Source organism: Ralstonia sp. ASV6 (assembly GCF_016429285.1).
GTDB classification, from domain to species: Bacteria; Pseudomonadota; Gammaproteobacteria; order Burkholderiales; family Burkholderiaceae; genus Ralstonia; species Ralstonia flaminis.
In genome coordinates, this window is sequence record NZ_JAELUI010000054.1 from 13,082 (window position 1) to 33,771 (window position 20,690).

General features: G+C 64.8%; 12 protein-coding genes and 2 riboswitches. Of the genes, 8 read left to right on the forward strand and 4 right to left on the reverse strand.

Annotated features, from left to right (window positions below):
- Positions 1-226: 226 nt before the first annotated feature.
- From JHD73_RS12870 to JHD73_RS12905, 8 genes are all read left to right on the forward strand, one after another.
- Positions 227-2,869 carry an ESPR-type extended signal peptide-containing protein gene (locus tag JHD73_RS12870; RefSeq protein ID WP_199030660.1) on the forward strand — a complete coding sequence of 881 codons (2,643 nt, stop codon included), beginning with the start codon at positions 227-229 and terminating at the stop codon, positions 2,867-2,869.
- Between the two features lie 233 nt (positions 2,870-3,102).
- Positions 3,103-3,429 (forward strand): hypothetical protein, encoded by a 327-nt coding sequence (locus JHD73_RS12875; RefSeq protein WP_199030661.1) that lies wholly within the window; start codon positions 3,103-3,105, stop codon positions 3,427-3,429.
- Positions 3,430-3,590: 161 nt separating this feature from the next.
- A riboswitch (glycine riboswitch) is annotated at positions 3,591-3,688 on the forward strand.
- Between the two features lie 13 nt (positions 3,689-3,701).
- A riboswitch (glycine riboswitch) is annotated at positions 3,702-3,832 on the forward strand.
- Between the two features lie 127 nt (positions 3,833-3,959).
- A complete protein-coding gene (gcvT, locus tag JHD73_RS12880; RefSeq protein ID WP_199030662.1) occupies positions 3,960-5,087 on the forward strand; it encodes a glycine cleavage system aminomethyltransferase GcvT in 1,128 nt (375 codons plus the stop codon).
- 41 nt (positions 5,088-5,128) lie between these two features.
- Complete coding sequence (gcvH, locus tag JHD73_RS12885) at positions 5,129-5,512, forward strand: glycine cleavage system protein GcvH (protein ID WP_199030663.1); 384 nt, start codon at positions 5,129-5,131, stop codon at positions 5,510-5,512.
- Positions 5,513-5,576: 64 nt separating this feature from the next.
- Positions 5,577-8,516: an aminomethyl-transferring glycine dehydrogenase gene (gene gcvP, locus JHD73_RS12890; RefSeq protein WP_199030664.1), complete on the forward strand. Its 2,940-nt coding sequence runs from the start codon at positions 5,577-5,579 to the stop codon at positions 8,514-8,516.
- Between the two features lie 156 nt (positions 8,517-8,672).
- Positions 8,673-9,791, forward strand: coding sequence for an alginate lyase family protein (locus JHD73_RS12895; protein WP_199030665.1), 1,119 nt, complete (start codon positions 8,673-8,675; stop codon positions 9,789-9,791).
- A 98-nt stretch (positions 9,792-9,889) separates the two neighbouring features.
- Entirely contained in the window at positions 9,890-11,266 is a 1,377-nt protein-coding gene (locus JHD73_RS12900) for an L-serine ammonia-lyase (RefSeq protein WP_199030666.1), read from the forward strand.
- Positions 11,267-11,436: 170 nt separating this feature from the next.
- The gene (locus JHD73_RS12905) at positions 11,437-13,491 is read left to right on the forward strand and encodes an OPT family oligopeptide transporter (protein WP_199030667.1); all 2,055 of its coding nucleotides are present in this window, start codon (positions 11,437-11,439) and stop codon (positions 13,489-13,491) included.
- Positions 13,492-13,502: 11 nt separating this feature from the next.
- Here JHD73_RS12905 and JHD73_RS12910 read toward each other — a convergent pair whose 3' ends face one another.
- The 4 genes from JHD73_RS12910 to putA form a co-directional block, all read right to left on the reverse strand.
- Entirely contained in the window at positions 13,503-14,636 is a 1,134-nt protein-coding gene (locus tag JHD73_RS12910) for a YbdK family carboxylate-amine ligase (RefSeq protein ID WP_199030668.1), read from the reverse strand.
- A gap of 9 nt (positions 14,637-14,645) precedes the next feature.
- Positions 14,646-15,869, reverse strand: a complete 1,224-nt coding sequence (locus JHD73_RS12915) for a cation:proton antiporter (RefSeq protein WP_199030669.1) — start codon at positions 15,867-15,869, stop codon at positions 14,646-14,648.
- A 201-nt stretch (positions 15,870-16,070) separates the two neighbouring features.
- Entirely contained in the window at positions 16,071-17,204 is a 1,134-nt protein-coding gene (locus tag JHD73_RS12920; protein ID WP_199030670.1) for a branched-chain amino acid ABC transporter substrate-binding protein, read from the reverse strand.
- A gap of 131 nt (positions 17,205-17,335) precedes the next feature.
- Positions 17,336-20,690 (reverse strand): trifunctional transcriptional regulator/proline dehydrogenase/L-glutamate gamma-semialdehyde dehydrogenase (putA, locus tag JHD73_RS12925; protein WP_199030671.1); only part of this gene is annotated, 3,355 nt, incomplete at its 5' end.

Genomic DNA, 20,690 nt, shown 5'->3' on the forward strand with positions numbered 1-20,690 from the left:
CCGGTTTACCAATGGCACATTACATAAAATCTTCGATCTCACATAAAGTGAGCTTCACAATACCCGGCTCCACATGGGAATTTTCTGATTTCATGAATTCCATAACTTATTGCGATACACACATAAGTCAACGGAACTGATTTATCAATTTCGACAGACTCTGCGATCGTCGATAGACCGTTCTACCGACACCGAATTTCACTTCTACTTTTGCAGAGTTATTGACATGAACAAGGCATATCGTGTTGTTCGCAACAACGCCACCGGCGTATGGACGGCGGTTTCGGAAACCGCACGTGGGCACGGCAAGGGACGTTCCGTTGTGCGAGCAGTTGGCGCCGCGCTGATCGCGAGCGCAGCATTGCTTTCCGCGCCAGGGGCGATGGCGCAAACTCTGATTGAGCAGCCGGACGATGGGGGGGCGATCAATATTGGTCGTGGCGTTACCGGCACGGTGGTCGATTTCACAAGCGGAGCCAACGACAATCGTCGCCTTACTGGCATCGCAAATGGCCTTAATCCAGCCGATGCCGTATCCGTCAATCAACTCAATGGCACGCTCACCGCGCTCGGTGGGCGTATCAACAGCCTGACAGGTGCAGTTGTTGCCCCGGTCTACACGCTAGGCGCAGACAGCAGGGGAGGCACAACGTACTCCACCGTGCCAGGCGCGCTGGGCAACTTGGACGACCGGATCAAGGGTAACGCCGCCAGCATCGTCAACAACACCACCAACATCACCAACCTGACCAACGGCACGGCCGGCATGGTCCAGCAGGCCACGGCTGGCGCTGAGATCACCGTAGCAAAAGACACCGATGGTGACGCTGTGAACTTAGCCGGCAAGGACGCGGACGGCAACACCATCACCCGCAAGCTGTCCAACGTTACGGCAGGCACGGATGACACCGACGCCGTCAACGTTGGCCAACTCAATGGCGTCAAGACTACGGCTGAGCAAGCCGCGAGCGACGCCAACCAAGCTCAAAGCCGTGTCGGCAACCTGGAAGCCACCGCCGTTACATACGACGACGCCAGCAAGGGCACCGTGACGTTCAACAGGGGTGGCGAGGCAACGCAGCTCAAGAACGTCGCTGCCGGCACCGATGACGCCGACGCCGTGAACGTGCGCCAGCTCAAGGACGCAGGCCTTGTTGATGACCACGGTAACGTGGCCAATGCGGTGATCTACGACGACGCCAGCAAGTCGACCATCACGCTCAACAGGGGCGGTGATGCGGTTCACCTCAAGAACGTGGCGGATGGTGTCGACAACACCGACGCCGTCAACGTTGGCCAACTCAATGGCGTCAAGACTACGGCTGAGCAAGCCGCTTCGGACATCGCGGCGGCCAACACGCTAAACGCCTCCAACGCAACAGCAGTGTCGAATGCACTGGGTGGTGGCTCGACCGTCGGCGATGACGGCAAGATCACTGCGCCAACCTACTCGCTGGCCACCAGCACCACTGATGCAACCAAGCAAGACTTCAACAACGTTGGTGACGCACTGAATAACCTGGATGGCCGTACCAGCCAGAACACCACGGACATTACGAACCTGAGCACGCAGATCGGCAACGGCTCGATCGGCCTGGTGCAGCAAGCGGATGCCACATCCGACATCACGGTCGCCAAGGACACCGCCGGCGCGAACGTGAGCTTTGCGGGCAAGGATACCGACGGCAACACCATCACCCGCAAGCTGACCAACGTTACGGCAGGCACGGATGACACCGATGCTGCTAACGTCAGCCAGATCAAGGGCGTGCAAGGCGCGGTTGACGCACTGGCCAGCACCGCTGTGCAATACGACGACGCCAGCAAGGGCACCGTGACGTTCAACAGAGGTGGCGCGGCAACGCAGCTCAAGAATGTCGCTGCCGGCACCGATGACACCGATGCCGTGAACGTGCGCCAGCTCAAGGACGCAGGCCTGGTTGATGACCACGGTAACGTGGCCAATGCGGTGCTCTACGACGACGCCACCAAGACCAGCGTTACGTTCAACAATGGCGGTGCGGCGGTGCGGCTGCAGAATGTGGCGGATGGCATGGTAGCCACGGATGCCGTCAACCTCGGCCAGCTCAATACCGTCGCTGGTGCACTTGGCGGCGGCGCGTCGTTTAGCGGTGGTGTGTGGACTGCGCCGACGTATTCATTCCTTGATGGCTCGACACATAACAGCGTGGGCGATGCGCTCTCCAATCTGGACAATCGCCTGTTCTCGCTGGCTGATGGGGGGCGTGGCATTGGCCAAGATAACCCCAAGTTTGTCGGTACGGGTGCTGGCGGCAACGCTAGTGTGAAGGAAGATGCGTTGGCCTCGGGCAACTACGCCACGGCATCAGGTGCCAACGCGGTAGCCAGCGGCCAAGGCTCGACGGCAACCGGTGCGAACGCTGTGGCCAAGGCTGATAACAGCGTGGCCCTGGGCGCCAATTCGGTGGCCGATCGCGCGGGTACGGTGTCCGTCGGCTCACTCGGGAATGAGCGCATCATTACCAATGTGATGGCTGGCACGCAAGACACCGATGCCGTCAACAAGGCTCAGCTCGATCGCGTAGACGCGAAGGTTGCCGACGTTCAGAGCAGCGTTGGCAATCTGCAGAGTCAAGTGGGCCAGTTGGATACCAAGGTGAACCGCCTGGGCGCCATGAACGCTGCCATGTCCACCATGGTGGCTAGCGCGGCCGGTCTTCAGACCGATAACCGCATGGCGGTCGGTACGGGTGTGTATCGCGGACAGGCTGCCTTGGCGATTGGTTACCAACGCAAGATTGGCTCGCGCGCCACAGTGACGATTGGCGGCTCCACCGCCGGCGGCTCTGAGTACAACGTTGGCGTGGGCGCCGGCTACGGCTGGTAAGTCACCTACGTGGTCATGTGAAGTGAAACGGGCGCGCGGCCTCAACCGCGCGCCCGCTTTTTTTTGAGGGTACAGCCTCACATGGCCGCCGCATTCGTTTGCGCCCCTCGTTTCGCTCGCGGCCGTTACACGGCTTACGCATGGTTACACGATGGCGGTAAGCTTGCGGCCCAAGCGGTTCGTTATAGACAGGACAGCGGCTGAATCCGTCAGCCGCCCACCGGAGGAAAATCATGAACCGCATCGTCAAAGTCCTGGCCGTGACGGCCGTCGCCCTGTCCGCTACCACCGGCGCCTTCGCACAAACGCAGTGGCAGAAGGATCACCCGCGTCGTGCTGAAGTCAACCACCGCCTGGCCAACCAGGACAAGCGCATCCACAACGAAGTGAAGGAAGGCGAAATCACCAAGGGCCAAGCCAAGGCCTTGCACAAGGAAGATCACCAGATCCGCCAGGAAGAGCGCGACATGGCCGCCCAGAATGGCGGTCACATCACCAAGCAAGAACAGCGCACCCTGAACCAGCAGGAAAATAAAGTCAGCCGCCAGATCGGCAACTGATCACGGTTTTCCAACGACCCGCACACCGGTCACACCCGGGGCAAGGCGAGACTGCCGATGCCCAAGGGGGTGGCCGTTGTCTTTGGGGCTTTCGTTTTCCCAGGGTGAATGCCCCCTCTCCTCCCCTAATTGACAATCCCAGCCCCCTTCCGTAAATTCCGCCCATCCATCCGGGAGAGCGTGCCCGCCGCACACGGCAAGGCGCCGCCGAAGGGGTAGCACCCGAAAACTCTCAGGCATCCAGGACCGGGTGGATCGGCCGGACATGCGTCTGACCGCACTCTGGAGAGCTGGCGCTGCACGACCACTGCAGGCGCCCACCGAAGGGGCTCACGAGCCGGCGCACACCGCTATGTGCACCGCGCCTCGCAATCTCTCAGGTACCAAGGACAGAGGGGCCATCTGCGCAGCTTGCATCTTCATGGCGTCACCATGAGGCATCAGGCTGCGCGGGTGGCCTTTTTGCTTTTCTGGTCCCGAATAACGCGCCGCGCCCGGCCACAGTGGCGGCGCTTCAGCCGAGAGATTCCATGACGCTCCAACACACGCCGCTCAATGCCATCCACCGCTCGCTGGGCGCCCGCATGGTCGACTTTGGCGGCTGGGACATGCCCGTCAACTACGGCTCCCAGATCGAAGAACACCACGCCGTGCGCCAAGACGCCGGTATCTTCGACGTCTCGCACATGTGCGTGGTCGACCTCACCGGCGCGCGCGTGCGCGATTTCCTGCGCGGGCTGCTCGCCAACAACGTCGACAAGCTGCAAACCCCGGGCAAGGCGCTCTACAGCTGCATGCTCAACCCCAAGGGCGGCGTGATCGACGACCTGATCGTCTACTTCTTCCGCGAAGACTGGTTCCGCCTGGTCGTGAACGCCGGCACCGCGCCGACTGATCTCGAATGGATCGTCGCGCAGAACGAAGCCGCCGGCACCAGCGTGACCATTACGCCGCGGCGCTCCGACAATAACGCTGGCGCCGAGCCGCTGGGCATCCTGGCCGTGCAGGGCCCAAACGCCCGCGCCAAGACCTACGCCGCGCTGCCCGGCACGCAGGCCGTGGGCGAGGCGCTCAAGCCGTTCAACGCCGGCTTCGTCACCGTGGATGGCGCGGGCGAAATCATGGTCGCCCGCACCGGCTACACCGGTGAAGACGGCTTCGAGCTGGTGGTGCCCGCCGCGCAGATCGCCGGCGTGTGGGAGCGCCTGCAGCAAGCCGGTGTACGCCCGGCGGGCCTGGGCGCGCGCGACACGCTGCGCCTGGAAGCCGGCATGAACCTCTACGGGCAGGACATGGACGAGCATGTCTCGCCGCTGGACGCGGGCCTGGCCTGGACGGTTGACCTGCAAAGCGAGCGCGACTTCATCGGCAAGGCTGCGCTGCAAGCCGGCGGCCAGCGTGAGCAGTTCGTCGGCCTGATCCTGCGCGACAAGGGCGGCGTGCTGCGCGCCCATCAGAAAGTCATCACGCCTGCTGGTGATGGAGAGATCACCAGCGGCACGTTCAGCCCGAGCCTGTCGCTGTCCATTGCACTCGCCCGCCTGCCCAAGGATGTGACCATCGGCTCCGACGTGCAGGTCGAGATCCGCGACCGCAAGTTGACCGCGTCTGTGGTTAAACTGCCGTTCGTGCGCAATGGCAAGGCGCTGGTCAGCTGAACCCGAATTCCCATCATCCCAATCTTCCGGAGAAACCTTTCATGAGCAATCTGCCCGCCGATCTGAAGTACACCGAGTCCCATGAGTGGGTCCGCGTTGAAGCCGACGGCACGCTGACCGTTGGCATTACCGACCATGCACAAGATGCACTCGGCGACATCGTGTTTGTGGAAGTGCAGGCAGTTAGCAAGGCCGTGTCCGCTGGCGATACGGTCGCTGTCGTTGAGTCGGTCAAAGCAGCGTCCGATATTTATGCACCGGTCTCGGGCGAAATCATCGAGGCGAATTCCGCTGTGTCCGATGCCCCCGAGTCGATCAACGGCGACGCTTATGGTGCTTGGCTGTTCAAGGTCAAGCCAACCAACATCGACGATGTGAGTGCTCTGCTGTCGGCTGACGATTACGCAAAATCGATCGGCGCGTAACGCCTCTTCAGCCGATGCGCCTGACCCGTGCATCGGCTTTTTGCCTGAATTTCGAGCCCTTGCCATGAACGCTCCGCACCCCGCTTCCTCGGCGCTTGCTGCCGAACGCCCCACCTTGGCTGACCTGGAGGCGCGCGACGCCTTCGCGCACCGCCACATTGGCCCGTCTGCCCAAGAGCAGGCCGCCATGCTCAGCACGCTGGGCTACGCCAGCCGCGCTGCGCTGATCGACGCCGTAATCCCGCCCGCCATCCGCCGCCAAGACGGCATGCCGCTGGGCGAATTCACGCTGCCGCTGACCGAAGAAGCCGCACTGGCCAAGCTGCGCGGCATCGCTGGGCAGAACCGCGTGGTCAAGAGCCTGATCGGCCAGGGCTATTACGGCACGCACACGCCGGGCGTGATCCTGCGCAATATCCTCGAGAACCCGGCCTGGTACACGGCCTACACGCCGTACCAGCCGGAAATCTCGCAGGGTCGCCTGGAAGCGATGCTGAACTTCCAGCAGATGGTGATCGACCTGACGGCGATGGATATCGCCAACGCGTCGATGCTGGACGAAGCCACCGCCGCTGCGGAAGCGATGACGCTGCTGCAGCGCATCGGCAAGTCGAAGTCGACCGTGTTCTTCGTGGCCGACGACGTGCTGCCGCAGACGCTGGAAGTCGTGCGCACGCGCGCCGAGCCGATCGGCGTGCAAGTGGTGACCGGCCCCGCTGCTGACGCTGCCAAGCACGATGCCTTTGGCGTGCTGCTGCAATACCCGGGCGCCAACGGTGCGCTGCTGGGCGATCTGGCGACGTACCAAGCGCTGACCGACGCCGTGCATGCTGCCGGCGGTCTGGTGGTTGCCGCGGCTGACTTGCTGGCGCTCACGCTGCTGGCCGCGCCGGGCGAATGGGGCGCCGACGTGGTGATCGGCAACACGCAGCGCTTTGGCGTGCCGTTCGGCTTTGGTGGCCCGCACGCCGGCTACATGGCCGTGCGCGATGCGTTCAAGCGCTCGATGCCCGGTCGCCTCGTTGGCGTGACGGTCGATGCGCAAGGCAACCCGGCGTATCGCCTCGCGCTGCAGACGCGCGAGCAACACATCCGCCGCGAGAAGGCCACCTCGAACATCTGTACCGCACAGGTGCTGCTGGGCGTGATGGCATCGATGTACGCCGTGTACCACGGCCCGCAAGGCCTGAAGCGCATCGCCCAGCGCGTGCACCGCCTGACCGCCACTTTGGCCGCCGGCCTGCGCGCGATCGGCTACACGCTGGAAGCCGATGCCTTCTTCGACACGCTGACGGTCGCCACCGGCCCGCGCACGGCCAACCTGCACATCGCTGCGCAGGCACATGGCATCAACCTGCGCCAGATCGACGACGCACGTCTGGGCATCTCGCTGGACGAGACGGTCACGCGCGCCGATGTGATTGCGCTGTGGGACGTCTTTGCGCACGCGGCCCACGCCACCGCACCGGATTTCGACAAGACCGAAGCGGGCGTGGCCGATGCCTACCCGGCTTCGCTGGTGCGCCAGAGTGCGTACCTCACGCATCCGGTGTTCAACGCGCACCACTCCGAGCACGAAATGCTGCGCTACCTGCGCAGCCTGGCTGACAAGGACCTGGCGCTGGACCGCACCATGATCCCGCTGGGCTCGTGCACGATGAAGCTCAACGCCACCGCTGAGATGCTGCCGGTGACGTGGCCCGAGTTCTCGAACATCCACCCGTTTGCACCGGCCGACCAGACCGTGGGCTACCGCGAGATGATCGACCAGCTCGAACAGATGCTGTGCGCCGCCACCGGCTACGCCGCCATCAGCCTGCAGCCGAACGCCGGCTCGCAAGGCGAATACGCTGGCCTGCTGATCATCCACGCCTACCACGCCAGCCGCGGCGAAGGCCACCGCAACGTGTGCCTGATCCCGTCATCGGCGCACGGCACGAACCCGGCGTCGGCACAGATGGCCGGCATGCAGGTCGTCGTGGTCGCCTGCGATGAGCGCGGCAACGTGGACTTGGCCGATCTGGAGAAGAAGGCCGCCGAGCACAGCAAGAACCTCGCCGCGATCATGATCACGTACCCGTCCACGCACGGCGTGTTCGAGGAAGGCGTGAAGCGCGTGTGCGAGATCGTGCACAGCCACGGCGGCCAAGTGTACGTGGATGGCGCCAACATGAACGCGATGGTCGGCACCGCCGCACCGGGCCACTTCGGCGGCGATGTCTCGCACCTGAACCTGCACAAGACGTTCTGCATTCCGCACGGCGGTGGCGGCCCAGGCGTTGGTCCGGTGGCTGTGGGTGCGCACTTGGCGCCGTTCCTGCCGGGTCGCGCAGCATCGGGGGAAGATGCCAGCCAGAACATCGGCAACGTGTCGGCCGCCGCGTTCGGTTCGGCGTCGATCCTGCCGATCTCGTGGATGTACATCGCCATGATGGGCGCGGCGGGCCTGACGGCTGCGACCGAGACGGCCATCCTGTCGGCCAACTATGTCGCCAAGCGGCTCTCGCCGTACTACCCGGTGCTGTACACGGGGGCGCACGACCTCGTGGCGCACGAGTGCATTCTCGACATCCGTCCGCTGCAGAAGGAATCGGGCATCAGCAACGAAGACATCGCCAAGCGCCTGATGGACTTCGGCTTCCACGCACCGACGATGAGCTTCCCGGTGCCGGGCACGCTGATGATCGAGCCGACCGAGAGCGAGCCGAAGGTGGAACTCGACCGCTTCATCGACGCGATGATCGCCATCCGCGGCGAAGTCGACAAGGTGATCTCGGGCGAATTCGACCGCGAAGACAACCCCCTCAAGCACGCGCCGCACACCGCCAACGTGGTGATGGCCGATGACTGGCAGCACAAGTACACGCGCGAGCAGGCCGCCTACCCGGTGGCATCGCTGCGCGCGCGCAAGTACTGGCCACCGGTCGGCCGTGCAGACAACGTCTACGGTGACCGCAACCTGTTCTGCGCCTGCGTGCCGATGAGCGAGTACGCGCAAGACTGAAGACGGGCCTGAGGTGACGCGGCAACCGGTGCTCTAGCCGGTTGCCGCGTCACATGTCACTGGGCGCAATCGCTGTCACCCGTTCTCACAACCGACGCTTTCAGGCGCCTCGCCAAGTCAGGTGACGACCGTTCACCTGATCGATGAGGCCCTTCCATGCCGATGCTCCACCGCGCCCCGCTCCTTCGCCAGCTTGCCTGTGCTGCCGCTGTTGCGGTGTGCGGTGCGTGCTCGCCGACACAAGCGGGAGCTGCTGCATCTGTGTATGCCGGTGCACATGGCCCGATAGGTTCGGTGCGCGACTGGTGCAGCGTTTCGCCTGCGCAGTCCGGTGACCCCGCTGCCGCCAAACTGATCGCCCGCGCGACGCAGCATCTTGGGCAGACTCCGCATCCGCTGCCGCGCCTGCATACCGAAGGCACGCTGCCGCACCAGGGCATCTACGATGAATCCGTTGTCGCCGCGCGTGATTTTCCCGTGATGCGCGATGCCGCGCTGGCCTGGCGCCTCACCAGCGACAAGCGCTTCGCCGAGCAGGTCGACATCTTCCTGCACGCGTGGGTCGGCACCTACGTGCCGAGCTTCAACCCGATCGACGAAACCAAGTTCGATGCGTTGATCCAGACCTACACGCTCGCGCGCGACGGCCTGACGCCGGGCACGCGTGAAGAGACGCAACGCTTCCTGCGTGCGCTGGCCGAGGGCTACATCTCGCGCACGGAGGCGGCTCGCCAGCCGCTGTCCCACACGTGGATCAACAACTGGCAGAGCCACCGCATCAAGCTGATGGCGATGTCGGCCGCCGCGCTGGGTGACCACGCGCTGATCGAACAGACACATCGCCTATTCCTGCAGCAGCTTGCCAACAACGTTCGCCCCGACGGCTCGGTGGAGGACTTTGAAGACCGCGATGCGCTGCACTACGTTGTCTACGATCTGGAGCCGCTGACCATGGCCGCGATTGCCGTGCAGCCATTCGGCCAGCATTGGCTGCGCGAGCGGGCGCGCAACGGCGCCACGCTCGCTGCCGCCATCGACTGGCTCGTGCCGTATGCGGACGGCAGCCGCACGCATGAGGAATACGTCCACTCGCACGTCGCGTTCGACAAGAAGCGCGCCGATGCGGGCCTGCCCGGCTTCTCCGGTACGTGGGAGCCGAAGAGCGCCGGCACGCTCTACTGGCAGGCCGCGCGACTAGACCCGAACTACCGCCCGCTGGCCGAACGGCTAGCCGCCACTGCGCCCGATTGGCTGGCGCTGTGCGCGGCACGCTGATCGGCGCATCATTGCCGGTGACAACGGGCACACAACCACCCGGCGCAAGTGGCCACAAGCCGACTTGCCCTCTTTAACGCCCCCCGGAGCCTTACCCCATGGCTGTTTCTGTTTTCGACCTCTTCAAGATTGGCATCGGCCCGTCCAGCTCGCACACCGTCGGCCCCATGCGTGCCGCGCTGATGTTTGCTTCCGGCCTCGAAGCCGATGGGCTGATGCCACAAGTGGCCAGCGTGCGCGTGGAGCTGTACGGCTCGCTCGGTGCCACCGGCAAGGGCCACGGCACGGATCGCGGCGTGATCCTCGGCTTGATGGGCGAGGCGCCGGACACCATCGATCCCGACACCATCGACACCAAGCTGGCCGCGCTGCGCGCTGCGCAGTCGCTGACGCTGCTGGGCCGTCACGCGGTGCGCTTTACCGAGAAGGAGCACATCGCGTTCTACCGACGCGAGGCAATGGCCGAGCACCCGAACGGCATGAAGTTCCACGCTTTCGATTCGGCTGGTGAGCGGCTGCGTGAGGCGCGGTATCTGTCAGTGGGTGGTGGCTTTGTCGTCACGGCCGGTGCGGCGAATACGCAAGTATTGTCGGCGCATGACCAACTGCCGCACCCGTTCCGCAGCGGCAAAGAACTGCTCGCGATGTGCGAATCGACGGGTAAATCGATCGCCCGCCTGATGCTGGAAAACGAACTGACCTGGCGCACCGAAGCCGAGGTACGTGCTGGTCTGCTCAACATCTGGCACGTGATGCAGGCATGCGTAGCGCGCGGTTGCCGCACCGAAGGGGAGCTGCCTGGGCCGTTCCACGTGCGCCGTCGCGCGGCTGAGTTGTATTCACGGCTCACGGGGCAGGCAGAGCGCACACTGTCCGACCCGCTGTCGGTGATCGACTGGGTGAACCTGTACGCCATCGCCGTCAACGAAGAGAACGCTGCAGGTGGGCGTGTGGTGACGGCGCCGACCAACGGTGCGGCGGGCATCATCCCGGCGGTGATGCACTACTACGACCGCTTTGTGCCCGGTGCGAACGACAACGGTATTGTGGATTTTCTGCTCACGGCTGGCGCGATCGGCATGCTCTACAAGATGAACGCGTCGATCTCCGGTGCCGAGGTCGGGTGCCAGGGTGAAGTGGGCGTGGCGTGTTCGATGGCCGCAGGGGCGCTGGCGGCGGTGCTGGGGGGTACGCCGGCGCAGGTTGAAAACGCTGCCGAAATCGGTATGGAGCACAACCTCGGTCTGACGTGCGACCCAGTGGGCGGACTGGTGCAGATTCCCTGTATCGAGCGCAATGCAATGGCTTCCGTGAAGGCGGTGAACGCCGCGCGCATGGCACTGCGCGGGGATGGCACGCACTACGTGTCGCTCGATTCCGTGATCAAGACGATGCGGGAAACCGGGGCGGACATGAAGACCAAGTACAAGGAAACGGCGCGGGGTGGGTTGGCTGTGAATATTGTGGAGTGCTGAGTTGATGTTCTGACCTTGGTGGCCGGCACCCCTTTCGCCCCGGGAGCGACGGCACCGGGATGCGCCACAATCAGAAAATTAGAGGAAGCACAAAACAAAAACGCACGAGCCACTGCATCCTGCCCCTCCTATAATCCGGGCCACAAAAACCCTCATCGGAGACCCGCAGGATGCAATCTCCTCATTCTCTCAAGCACGCACCGGCAGCGACCCTGCCAGAGCTGACGCTGCGCGGCATGATCCTCGGTGCCATCATCACCGTGATCTTTACCGCGTCCAACGTATATCTGGGCCTTAAAGTCGGCCTGACCTTTTCGTCGGCGATTCCCGCTGCCGTGATCTCGATGGCCGTGCTGCGCATGCTCGGCAGCACCAACATCCTCGAGAACAACATGGTGCAGACGCAGGCCTCTGCGGCCGGCACGCTGTCCTCCATCATCTTCGTACTGCCGGGGCTGGTGATGATCGGCCACTGGCAGGGCTTTCCGTTCTGGCAGACGTTTGGCGTGTGCATGGCCGGCGGCATGCTGGGCGTGGTGTTCACGATCCCGCTGCGTCATGCGATGGTGGTGCAGAGCGATCTGCCCTACCCCGAAGGCGTGGCCGCGGCGGAGATCCTTCGCGTGGGCAGCGGCCAGACCACCGACGGCACACAGGCGGCCAATGGCGACGCCGTGCCCGCGGCCACCGGCATGCGCGATCTTGCTGCGGGCGGCATCGTTGCGGCCATCGTTGCGTTTGCGACCAGTGGCCTGCGCGTGCTGGGCGAAGGCGCGAGCTGGTGGTTTGCCGCCGGCGCCTCGGTGGTGCGCCTGCCACTGGGCTTTTCAACGGCACTGCTGGGAGCCGGTTACCTGATCGGCCTGATGGGCGGGCTGGCCATGCTGGTGGGTCTGGTGATCGCCTGGGGCATTGCCGTGCCGTATTTGACGGCCATTACGCCGATGCCAGAGGGCAAGGCGCTTGCCGCCTTTGGCGCCGACGTCTGGCGCACACAGGTGCGCTTCATCGGTGCGGGCGTGATTGCGGTGGCGGCCGTGTGGACGCTGGGCACGCTGATCGGCCCGGTGGTGCAAGGCATCAAGCGCTCGTTCGGCAGCCTGCGCCCACAGGGCGACGCCCGCCAGCGCACCGAGCAGGACATGGCGCCGCGCTGGATTCTGCTGGTCACGCTGGCAATGGTGGTGGTGCTGGTCATCACCTTTGCGGCCTTCCTGGCGCCGACCATGCTGTCGGCCGGCTCGCGCTGGACGCTGATTGCCTGCGCGGTAGTGTTTGCGGTGGTGTTCGGCTTTCTGGTGGCGGCGGCGTGCGGTTACATGGCCGGGCTGATCGGTTCGTCCTCAAGCCCGATCTCGGGGATCGGCATGATCGCCATCACGCTGGTGTCCCTGCTGCTGTTGGCCGTGGGCGCAGACAACGGCATCGTGGGTTCGCCCGAGGCCAGCAAGCTGGGCATTGCGCTGGCGATCTTCACGACCTCGGCTGTGGTGGCGGTGGCGACCATCTCCAATGACAACCTGCAGGATCTGAAGACCGGCTGGCTGGTCGGGGCCACGCCCTGGCGCCAGCAGGTCGCGCTGCTGGTTGGCTGCGTGGCGGGTGCGGCGGTCATCTCGCCGGTGCTGGAGTTGCTCTACAACGCGTATGGCTTCCCGGGTGCGCTGCCGCGTGCGGGCATGGACGCCGCGCAGGCGCTGTCCGCACCGCAAGCCACGCTAATGACGGCCATTGCTACCGGCATCTTCACGCACAAGCTTGAATGGAACATGGTGATTGCCGGCACCATCATCGGTGCCATCCTCATCGCCATCGACTGGGGGCTCAAGCGGCGCGGCGGTGCAGCACGACTGCCGGTGCTGGCTGTGGGCATCGGCATCTACCTGCCGCCGACCGTGAGCGCGCCGTTGGTGATCGGTGCGGTGCTGGCGTGGGTCATCGAGAAGATTCTCGCCAAGCGCGCCCAGGCTGCCGGCGTGCCATACGAGCGCTACGCAGAAGTGCCGAACCGCCACGGCGTGCTGCTGGCCTCGGGCCTGATTGTGGGCGAAAGCCTGGTGGGCGTGCTGATGGCCGCCATCATCGGTGCCACTGGCAGCGAGGCGCCGCTGGCGATTGTCGGCGCTTCGTTTGAAGGCGCCGCGCAATGGCTGGGGCTGATCGTGTTCGCGCTGATCTGCTGGGTGTTTGCGCGCCGTGTGCTGGCGGTGCGCCCCGCCCACTGATGCGTCGCTGACTACGCAGGCTGCGTCGCTGCCTGCGTCCAACGCCCGCAACCACGTCGCACGGTCTCGTGCAGGTTGCGGGTTTCGTTTTGGGCTTTGCGGATCCACTCGGCATCCGTATCGCGCCCTTCCACCACCTCCCGCACCATGTCGAGCGCACCTTCGGACGACAGCGCTTCGGCATGCTGTGACAGCACCTTGCTGGTTTCCAGGATGTGATCGGCCAGCGCGCCACGGTTGCCGGTGGCCGGATCCACATATTCGCCCACCAACCCGAAGCGGCACGCCTGAAAGCGGTTGAAGGTGTAGACGAGGTAGTCATCTTCTACCGGCGTAAACGGGCGCTCCAACAGCAGCCAGCGGCCCAGCGCCTGAATATAGGCAGCAATGGCGGCGGCGCGCTCGACCGTCAGCGGGGTGTCCATCACGCGGACTTCGATGGTGCCGAATTCGGGCTTGGGACGGATGTCCCAGTAGAAGTCCTTCATGCTCTCGATCACGCCGGTGGCGCGCATCTTCTCGAAGTACGTCTCGAAGGCGTCCCAGGTGAGCACGAACGGCGCACGGCCCGACATCGGGAAGGCGCTGACGGAGTTCATGCGTGCCGAAGCAAACCCCGTATCCACGCCTTGCACGAGCGGCGACGACGCTGCCAACGCAATGAAGTGCGGTACGTAGCGCGACATGGCATGCAGCAGGTACAGCGCGTCGTCCGGGCTCGGACAGCCGATGTGCACATGCTGCCCGAACACGGTGAACTGCTTGGCGAGGTAACCGTACAGCTCCGAGATGTACTGGTAGCGCGGCGACTGCGAGATCGTGCGCTGACTCCACTGCTGGAACGGATGGGTGCCGCCGCCGCAGATGCCGATGTTCAGCGCCGTGGCCGCTTCGGCCATGCGGTCGCGCATCTCGCGCAACTGCCATAGTGCTTCATCGTGGCTATGGCAGATGCCGGTGGAGATCTCGATCATCGAGTCGGTGATCTCCGGCTTGATGTCGCCGGGGTACTCCTTGCCCTTGAGCATGCGCAGGAGGTCAGGCGATGCCGAGGCGAGGTCGTAGTCGTGACGGTTGACAAGCTGCAGCTCCAGCTCGACGCCAAACGTCAGGGCTTCGGATTTCGAGAACGGTTCGAGCGACATGCCTACCTCTTAGCGATTGTCGTTGTCCTGACGCACCTCACCGGCCCAGCGCAGCGACCGCGCGGTCAGGATGGGCGCAGCAATCTGCTGGATCGCCAGCGTGCACAGGATGATGGCTGCCAGCGGTGCGCCGGTCTGCGGATACAGCGCTGCCGTATCGTGCATCAGCAACCATGACAATCCCGACATCGGCCCCAGCGCCAGGCCCAGGGCCACGCTCTGGCGCATCGACAGCCCCGAGAACGAGCCCAGCGCCGTAGCACCCGCCAGCTTGGCAGCGAAGCGCGCCAGCACGAGCGCCACTGCCGCCACCCCGCCGATTGCCCAGTCCGATGCGGTGATCGGCAACCCAAGCGACACAATCATCACCACAATCAGGATGCTGCCCGCGCTGCCAAAGTGCGACGGCCACACACGCGGATGCGCGTCCTGGTGCTTGAACACCACGCCCGCCAGCAACAGCGTCAGCGGCACCGACAGCTTCAGCAGCTTGGCCATCGCCAGTGCAAACAACACCAGGCCCACCAGCACCAGGAACGCGTAGTGATCGTCACCCGCCATGCGGTGATACAACGCATGGCCAGCCTTGCCGACCACCCAAGCGAGTAGCACAGAGCCTGCCAGCAGATAGAGCGGGTGGATCAGCGCGGCGGCCCAGTGACCGTATTCGCTGTGCAGCCAGCCGGCGGTGAGTGGCACCAGCACGCTGGCGTAGATACTGTTGAGTGCACCCAGCGAAAGCAACCGTTCGGTCACCTGGCCTTCGGCGCGCAGTTCGTTCTTCAGTTGTAGCAGCACCGTGGGCGAGGTCGCCACCGCAATCGCACCGGCCGCCACCGCCACCGGTGTTGCCACGCCAAATAGTTGCAGCACCCAGGTGACGAGCCCCCAGGTCAGCAAACTTTCGAAGCCACTGGTGAGCAGCAGCCAGCGGTTGGCGCGCAGCCACTCGAACGAGAGCCGATGCCCCAGCTCGAACAGCGCCAGCGCCAACGCCATCTCGATCAGGATGTGGGTCTGGTCGAGCATGTCAGCGTCGATCAGCGGGCGGCCGAGCACCCCGGCCGCCAGCCCCGCCACCGCATAGCCGACGATGCGCGGCAGCTTGAGCGCCACGCGCGCAAACTCGCCGCACAGCGCTGCACCCACCAGCGCCAGCCCGATCCAGAACAGGCCACCCGGAGTGGGAGGCCACGAAGGGAAGAGATCGTGAAGTCCTGTCATGGGCGACATGGTACCCGAAGCACCCAAACGGGAAAGTCGGCCAAGCACTGACACGCGATGAGATCGCGTTATGCGATATTTGGCACCAGATCAAAGCGGTTTGAAGAAATTCGCGGAATTGGTGTGTTTGTGTCAGCCGGCGCCGGACAAAAAAAACCGCCCCGGAGGGCGGTTTCTATCACGCAACCGGCGGAAAGCCGGTCGGTTGGCTTACTTGCCGCCGACGCTTTCCAGTGGTGCCCACTTGCCGTTGGTGACCTTGTAGACGGTGATGCCGCCGTCCTTCAGGTCGCCCTTGTCGTCGTAGGCGTAGTGCTTGGCGGTCACGCCTTGCGAGTTGGTGGCGGCCAGGATCGGCAGGTACTTCTGCGGATCGGACGAGCCGGCTGCAACCATTGCCTTCATCAGGGCCATCGCGCCGTCGTAGGCGTACGGCGAGTACGTCTGCACCGGCGTGCCGAAGCGCTTCTCATAGCGCTGCTTGTAGCCAGCGCCGCCCGGCATCTGCTCCAGTGGCAGGCCAGCCAGCGATGCCACCATGCCTTCGGCTGCTTGCGGGCCGGCCAGCTTGATGAAGTCGTCGGTCTTGGACATTTCGCCCGACATCAGCGTGGACTTGATGCCCAGTTCGCGCATCTGCTTGAGCAGCGGAGCCGATTGGCCTTCGGCGCCACCGTAGAACACGGCGTCCGGGTTCTTGCTCTTGATCTGCGTCAGGATGGCCTTGAAGTCGCTGGCCTTGTCGTTGGTGTACTCACGACGCACGATGGTGGCGCCGGCAGCCTTGGCGGCCTTCTCGAACTCGTCAGCCAGACCTTGGCCGTAGGCGGTGCGGTCGTCAATGATGGCGATGTTCTTGTAGCCCAGCTTCTTGACGGCGAACACGCCGACCACCGAACCCTGCTGGGTGTCGGAGGTCATCATGCGGAAGGTCGTCTTGTAGCCTTGCTTGGTGTATTCCGGGGCCGTCGCCATGGCGATCTGCGCGATGCCGGCCTGGTTGTACACGCGCGACGCCGGGATGCTGGTGCCCGAGTTGAAGTGGCCGAGCATGCCCTTGATGCCGCTATCCACCAGCTTCTGCGCGACAGCAGTGCCCGTCTTCGGGTCAGCCTGGTCGTCTTCGGCCATGAGCTGGAACTTGACTTCCTTGCCGGCGATCTTCGGGTGCGTGGCATTGAACTCTTCAATGGCCAGGGTCGCACCGTTCTTCATGTCCGTGCCGTATTGCGCTTGCGGACCGGACATCGGGGCCGCAAAGCCCAGCTTGATGACTTCCTGGGCCGATGCGGCACCACCCAGCGCGCACAGTGCGGCGGCCAGACACAGTTGCTTCAATTTCATTTGTGCGTCTCCTAGTTCAAACGCAATTTGGATCAATAGCGCGACGGGATCACCATCGCCCTCCTCCCGCTTCGCGCTCCATCCGTTACGCGTCGTGCGGATGGTGCTGCGAATCCTGCTCGTGCTCCCCGTCAGCCGATGGTCATCAGGCTGGCGTTGCCACCCGCCGCGGCCGTATTGACCGACAGCGAACGCTCGATCAGCAGGCGCTCCAGCGCCAGCCCTTCCCCGCCGTGCGGCAGGCCTTGCACCCCCACGATCGGGCCGGTGCGTCGTGCCAGCCCTTCGCAGATGGCGCGCAGATGGTCCGAGTCGCCATGGTGCAGCACCGCGTCGAACTCGGCCCCATCCAGGGCCGGCACCACACGGACGCGCGATTGTACTGCCGGCGGCAACTCCCGCAACACGGCTTCCACAGCAGGGTTTTCCAGCACCACGGCCATGCTGCCGACCGCCAGCACAGCGGCCAGTTGGCGCAGCCAGTCGGCCGGATCCACTGCCACACACAACACGGCTTCACGCGGCAGCAGCGTGTAAGTGTTGCGCTCGCCGGTCGGGCCCGGCAGCGTTGCCGTGGCACCGGTTGCCGTGGCAGCCGCCAGGCGTTCGCACAGCGCGGCAAGGTTGGCGGACTGCGCCACGGGCGACTTCTTGCCTGCCCACTCGGCCAGCGCATCGAACGGCGCCAGCAGCGCGCGACGCGCATCGGTTTCGACTTCGGTGCCAGCGCCGGCCGTCAGCGACAGCGCCGTGCGCATGCCGTCCTGCGGGCACGTCGACAGCAGCCGCAGCAGATACAGCGGGCCGCCCGCCTTCGGGCCGGTGCCGGACAGGCCCTCGCCGCCGAACGGCTGCACGCCCACCACAGCGCCGACAATGTTGCGGTTCACATACAGGTTGCCGACATGCGCGCGGTCGACCACGTGCGCGATCGTCTCGTCGATGCGCGTGTGGATGCCCAGCGTCAGGCCGTAGCCCGTGCCGTTGATCTGCTCGATCAGCTTGGTCAGGCCGGCATTGTCTGCCGAGCGCTTCCAACGCACCACGTGCAGCACCGGGCCGAAAATCTCGCGCGTCAGGTCCGACAGGCTGTCGAGTTCGATGATGGTCGGTGGCACGAAGGTGCCGTGTGCGCAAGCTGCCGGCACTGGCGCCTGATGCACGCGCCGACCCTTGGTGCGCATGGCCTCGATGTGGCCGACGATGTTGTCGCGCGCTTCGGCGTCGATCACGGGGCCGACGTCGGTCGCGAGGCGATCGGGATTGCCCATCGCCAGTTCGGCCATGCCGCCCTTGAGCATGGCGAGCACGCGGTCGGCCACGTCGTCCTGCAGACACAGCACGCGCAGTGCGGAGCAACGTTGGCCCGCCGAATCAAACGCGGACGACAGCACATCAGCCACCACCTGCTCCGCCAGCGCGGACGAATCGACGATCATTGCGTTCTGGCCACCGGTCTCGGCAATCAGGGGGATCGGCGCGCCGTTTGCATCGAGACGACCGGCCAGCGTGCGTTGCAGAATGCGCGCGACTTCGGTCGAGCCGGTGAACATCACGCCCTTGGTGCGCACGTCCTTGACCAGCGCAGCGCCGACGGTCTCGCCGCGGCCCGGCAGCAGTTGCACAGCGCCAGCCGGCACGCCTGCTTCGCGCAGGATGCGCACGGCCTGGGCGGCAATCAGTGGGGTCTGCTCAGCGGGCTTGGCCAGCACCGGATTACCGGCGGCCAGCGCCGCGCTCACCTGGCCGGTGAAGATCGCCAGCGGGAAATTCCACGGGCTGATGCAGACCACCGGGCCCAACGGGCGATGCGTGTCGTTTGAGAAGCCACCACGGACTTGCGCTGCGTAGTAGCGCAGGAAGTCCACGGCTTCACGCACTTCAGCGATGGCGTTGGACAGTGTCTTGCCCGCCTCGCGGATGATCAGCCCCATCAGGTGCTGCATCTCGCCTTCCATCAGGTCGGCAGCGCGATCGAGCAGCGCGGCGCGTGCTTCGGGCGGCGTCGCCTGCCAGATCGGGGCGGCAGCAGCGGCGGCGGCGAGTGCGGCATCAACATCGGCCTCAGTGGCCTCGGTCACGTGGCCGACCACATCACGCAGGTCAGCAGGATTGCGCACCGGCTGCGGCGTACCACCTGCATAAGGTGCATCGCCGATGGTCGGCGCGGCAGCCCAGACGGTGCTGGTGCCGGCAAGAAGGGCGGACGACAACGACGCCAGGCGCTGCTCGTTCGCCAGGTCAATGCCCGACGAGTTTGCGCGTACATCGCCGTAGAGGTGGCGCGGCAGCGGAATTTTCGGATGCGGCATGCCGAGCGTCCCTTCATCGGCGTGCATCCGTTCCACCACCGCCACCGGATCGGCGACGAGGTCGTCCAGAGGAATCGACTCGTCCGCAATGCGGTTCACGAACGAGGTGTTGGCGCCGTTTTCCAGCAGACGGCGCACCAGGTAAGCCAAGAGCGTTTCGTGCGTGCCAACCGGCGCGTAGATGCGGCACGGGCGGTTCAGCTTGCCCGGCTTGTTGCCGACGACCTGCTCGTACAGCGGCTCGCCCATGCCGTGCAGGCACTGGAATTCGTATTGGCCGGGGTAATAGTTCTGGCCCGCCATCTGATAGATCGCGGCCAGCGTGTGCGCGTTGTGCGTAGCGAACTGCGGGAAGATCGCGTCCGGTACGGCCAGCAGCTTGCGGGCGCAAGCCAGGTACGACACATCGGTGTAGACCTTGCGCGTGTAGACCGGGTAGCCCTCCAGGCCGTCGACCTGGGCGCGCTTGACCTCGCTGTCCCAGTAGGCGCCCTTCACCAGGCGGATCATCAGGCGGTGCTTGCTGCGGCGGGCAAGATCGATGATGAAGTCGAGCACGAATGGGCAGCGCTTCTGATAGCCCTGCACCACAAAGCCGATGCCGTTCCAGCCGGCCAGCTCGGGCGCGAAGCACAGGCGCTCCAGCAGGTCGAGCGACAGCTCCAGGCGGTCGGCCTCTTCCGCGTCGATGTTGATGCCGATGTCGTACTCACGGGCCAGCATGGCCAGCGCCTTCACGCGCGGGTACAGCTCGTTGATCGTGCGGTCGTACTGCGCGCGGCTGTAGCGCGGGTGCAGCGCCGACAGCTTGATCGAGATGCCCGGCCCTTCATAGATGCCGCGCCCGCCCGAGGCCTGCCCGATCGCGCGGATGGCCTGCTCGTACGACGCGAGGTAGCGCTGTGCGTCTTCCTCCGTCATGGCGGCCTCGCCGAGCATGTCGTAGGAATAGCGGAAGCCTTCGGCCTCGAACTTGCGCGCATTGGCCAGCGCTTCGGAAATCGTCTCGCCGGTGACGAACTGCTCGCCCATCAGGCGCATCGCCATGTCCACGCCCTTGCGGATCAACGGCTCGCCGCTCTTGCCGATGATGCGCGTGAGCGCCTTCGACAGCCCGGCTTCGTTGTGCGTGGCGACCAACTTGCCCGTCAGCAGCAGGCCCCAGGTAGCGGCG

Bases quoted from the DNA above. Each gene is read 5' to 3' on its own strand.
- gcvT (WP_199030662.1), top strand. From the start codon at position 3,960: ATGACGCTCCAACACACGCCGCTCAATGCCATCCACCGCTCGCTGGGC.
- JHD73_RS12900 (WP_199030666.1), top strand. From the start codon at position 9,890: ATGGCTGTTTCTGTTTTCGACCTCTTCAAGATTGGCATCGGCCCGTCC.
- JHD73_RS12875 (WP_199030661.1), top strand. From the start codon at position 3,103: ATGAACCGCATCGTCAAAGTCCTGGCCGTGACGGCCGTCGCCCTGTCC.
- JHD73_RS12895 (WP_199030665.1), top strand. From the start codon at position 8,673: ATGCCGATGCTCCACCGCGCCCCGCTCCTTCGCCAGCTTGCCTGTGCT.
- JHD73_RS12905 (WP_199030667.1), top strand. From the start codon at position 11,437: ATGCAATCTCCTCATTCTCTCAAGCACGCACCGGCAGCGACCCTGCCA.
- JHD73_RS12915 (WP_199030669.1), bottom strand. From the start codon at position 15,869: ATGTCGCCCATGACAGGACTTCACGATCTCTTCCCTTCGTGGCCTCCC.
- gcvP (WP_199030664.1), top strand. From the start codon at position 5,577: ATGAACGCTCCGCACCCCGCTTCCTCGGCGCTTGCTGCCGAACGCCCC.
- JHD73_RS12920 (WP_199030670.1), bottom strand. From the start codon at position 17,204: ATGAAATTGAAGCAACTGTGTCTGGCCGCCGCACTGTGCGCGCTGGGT.
- gcvH (WP_199030663.1), top strand. From the start codon at position 5,129: ATGAGCAATCTGCCCGCCGATCTGAAGTACACCGAGTCCCATGAGTGG.
- JHD73_RS12870 (WP_199030660.1), top strand. From the start codon at position 227: ATGAACAAGGCATATCGTGTTGTTCGCAACAACGCCACCGGCGTATGG.
- JHD73_RS12910 (WP_199030668.1), bottom strand. From the start codon at position 14,636: ATGTCGCTCGAACCGTTCTCGAAATCCGAAGCCCTGACGTTTGGCGTC.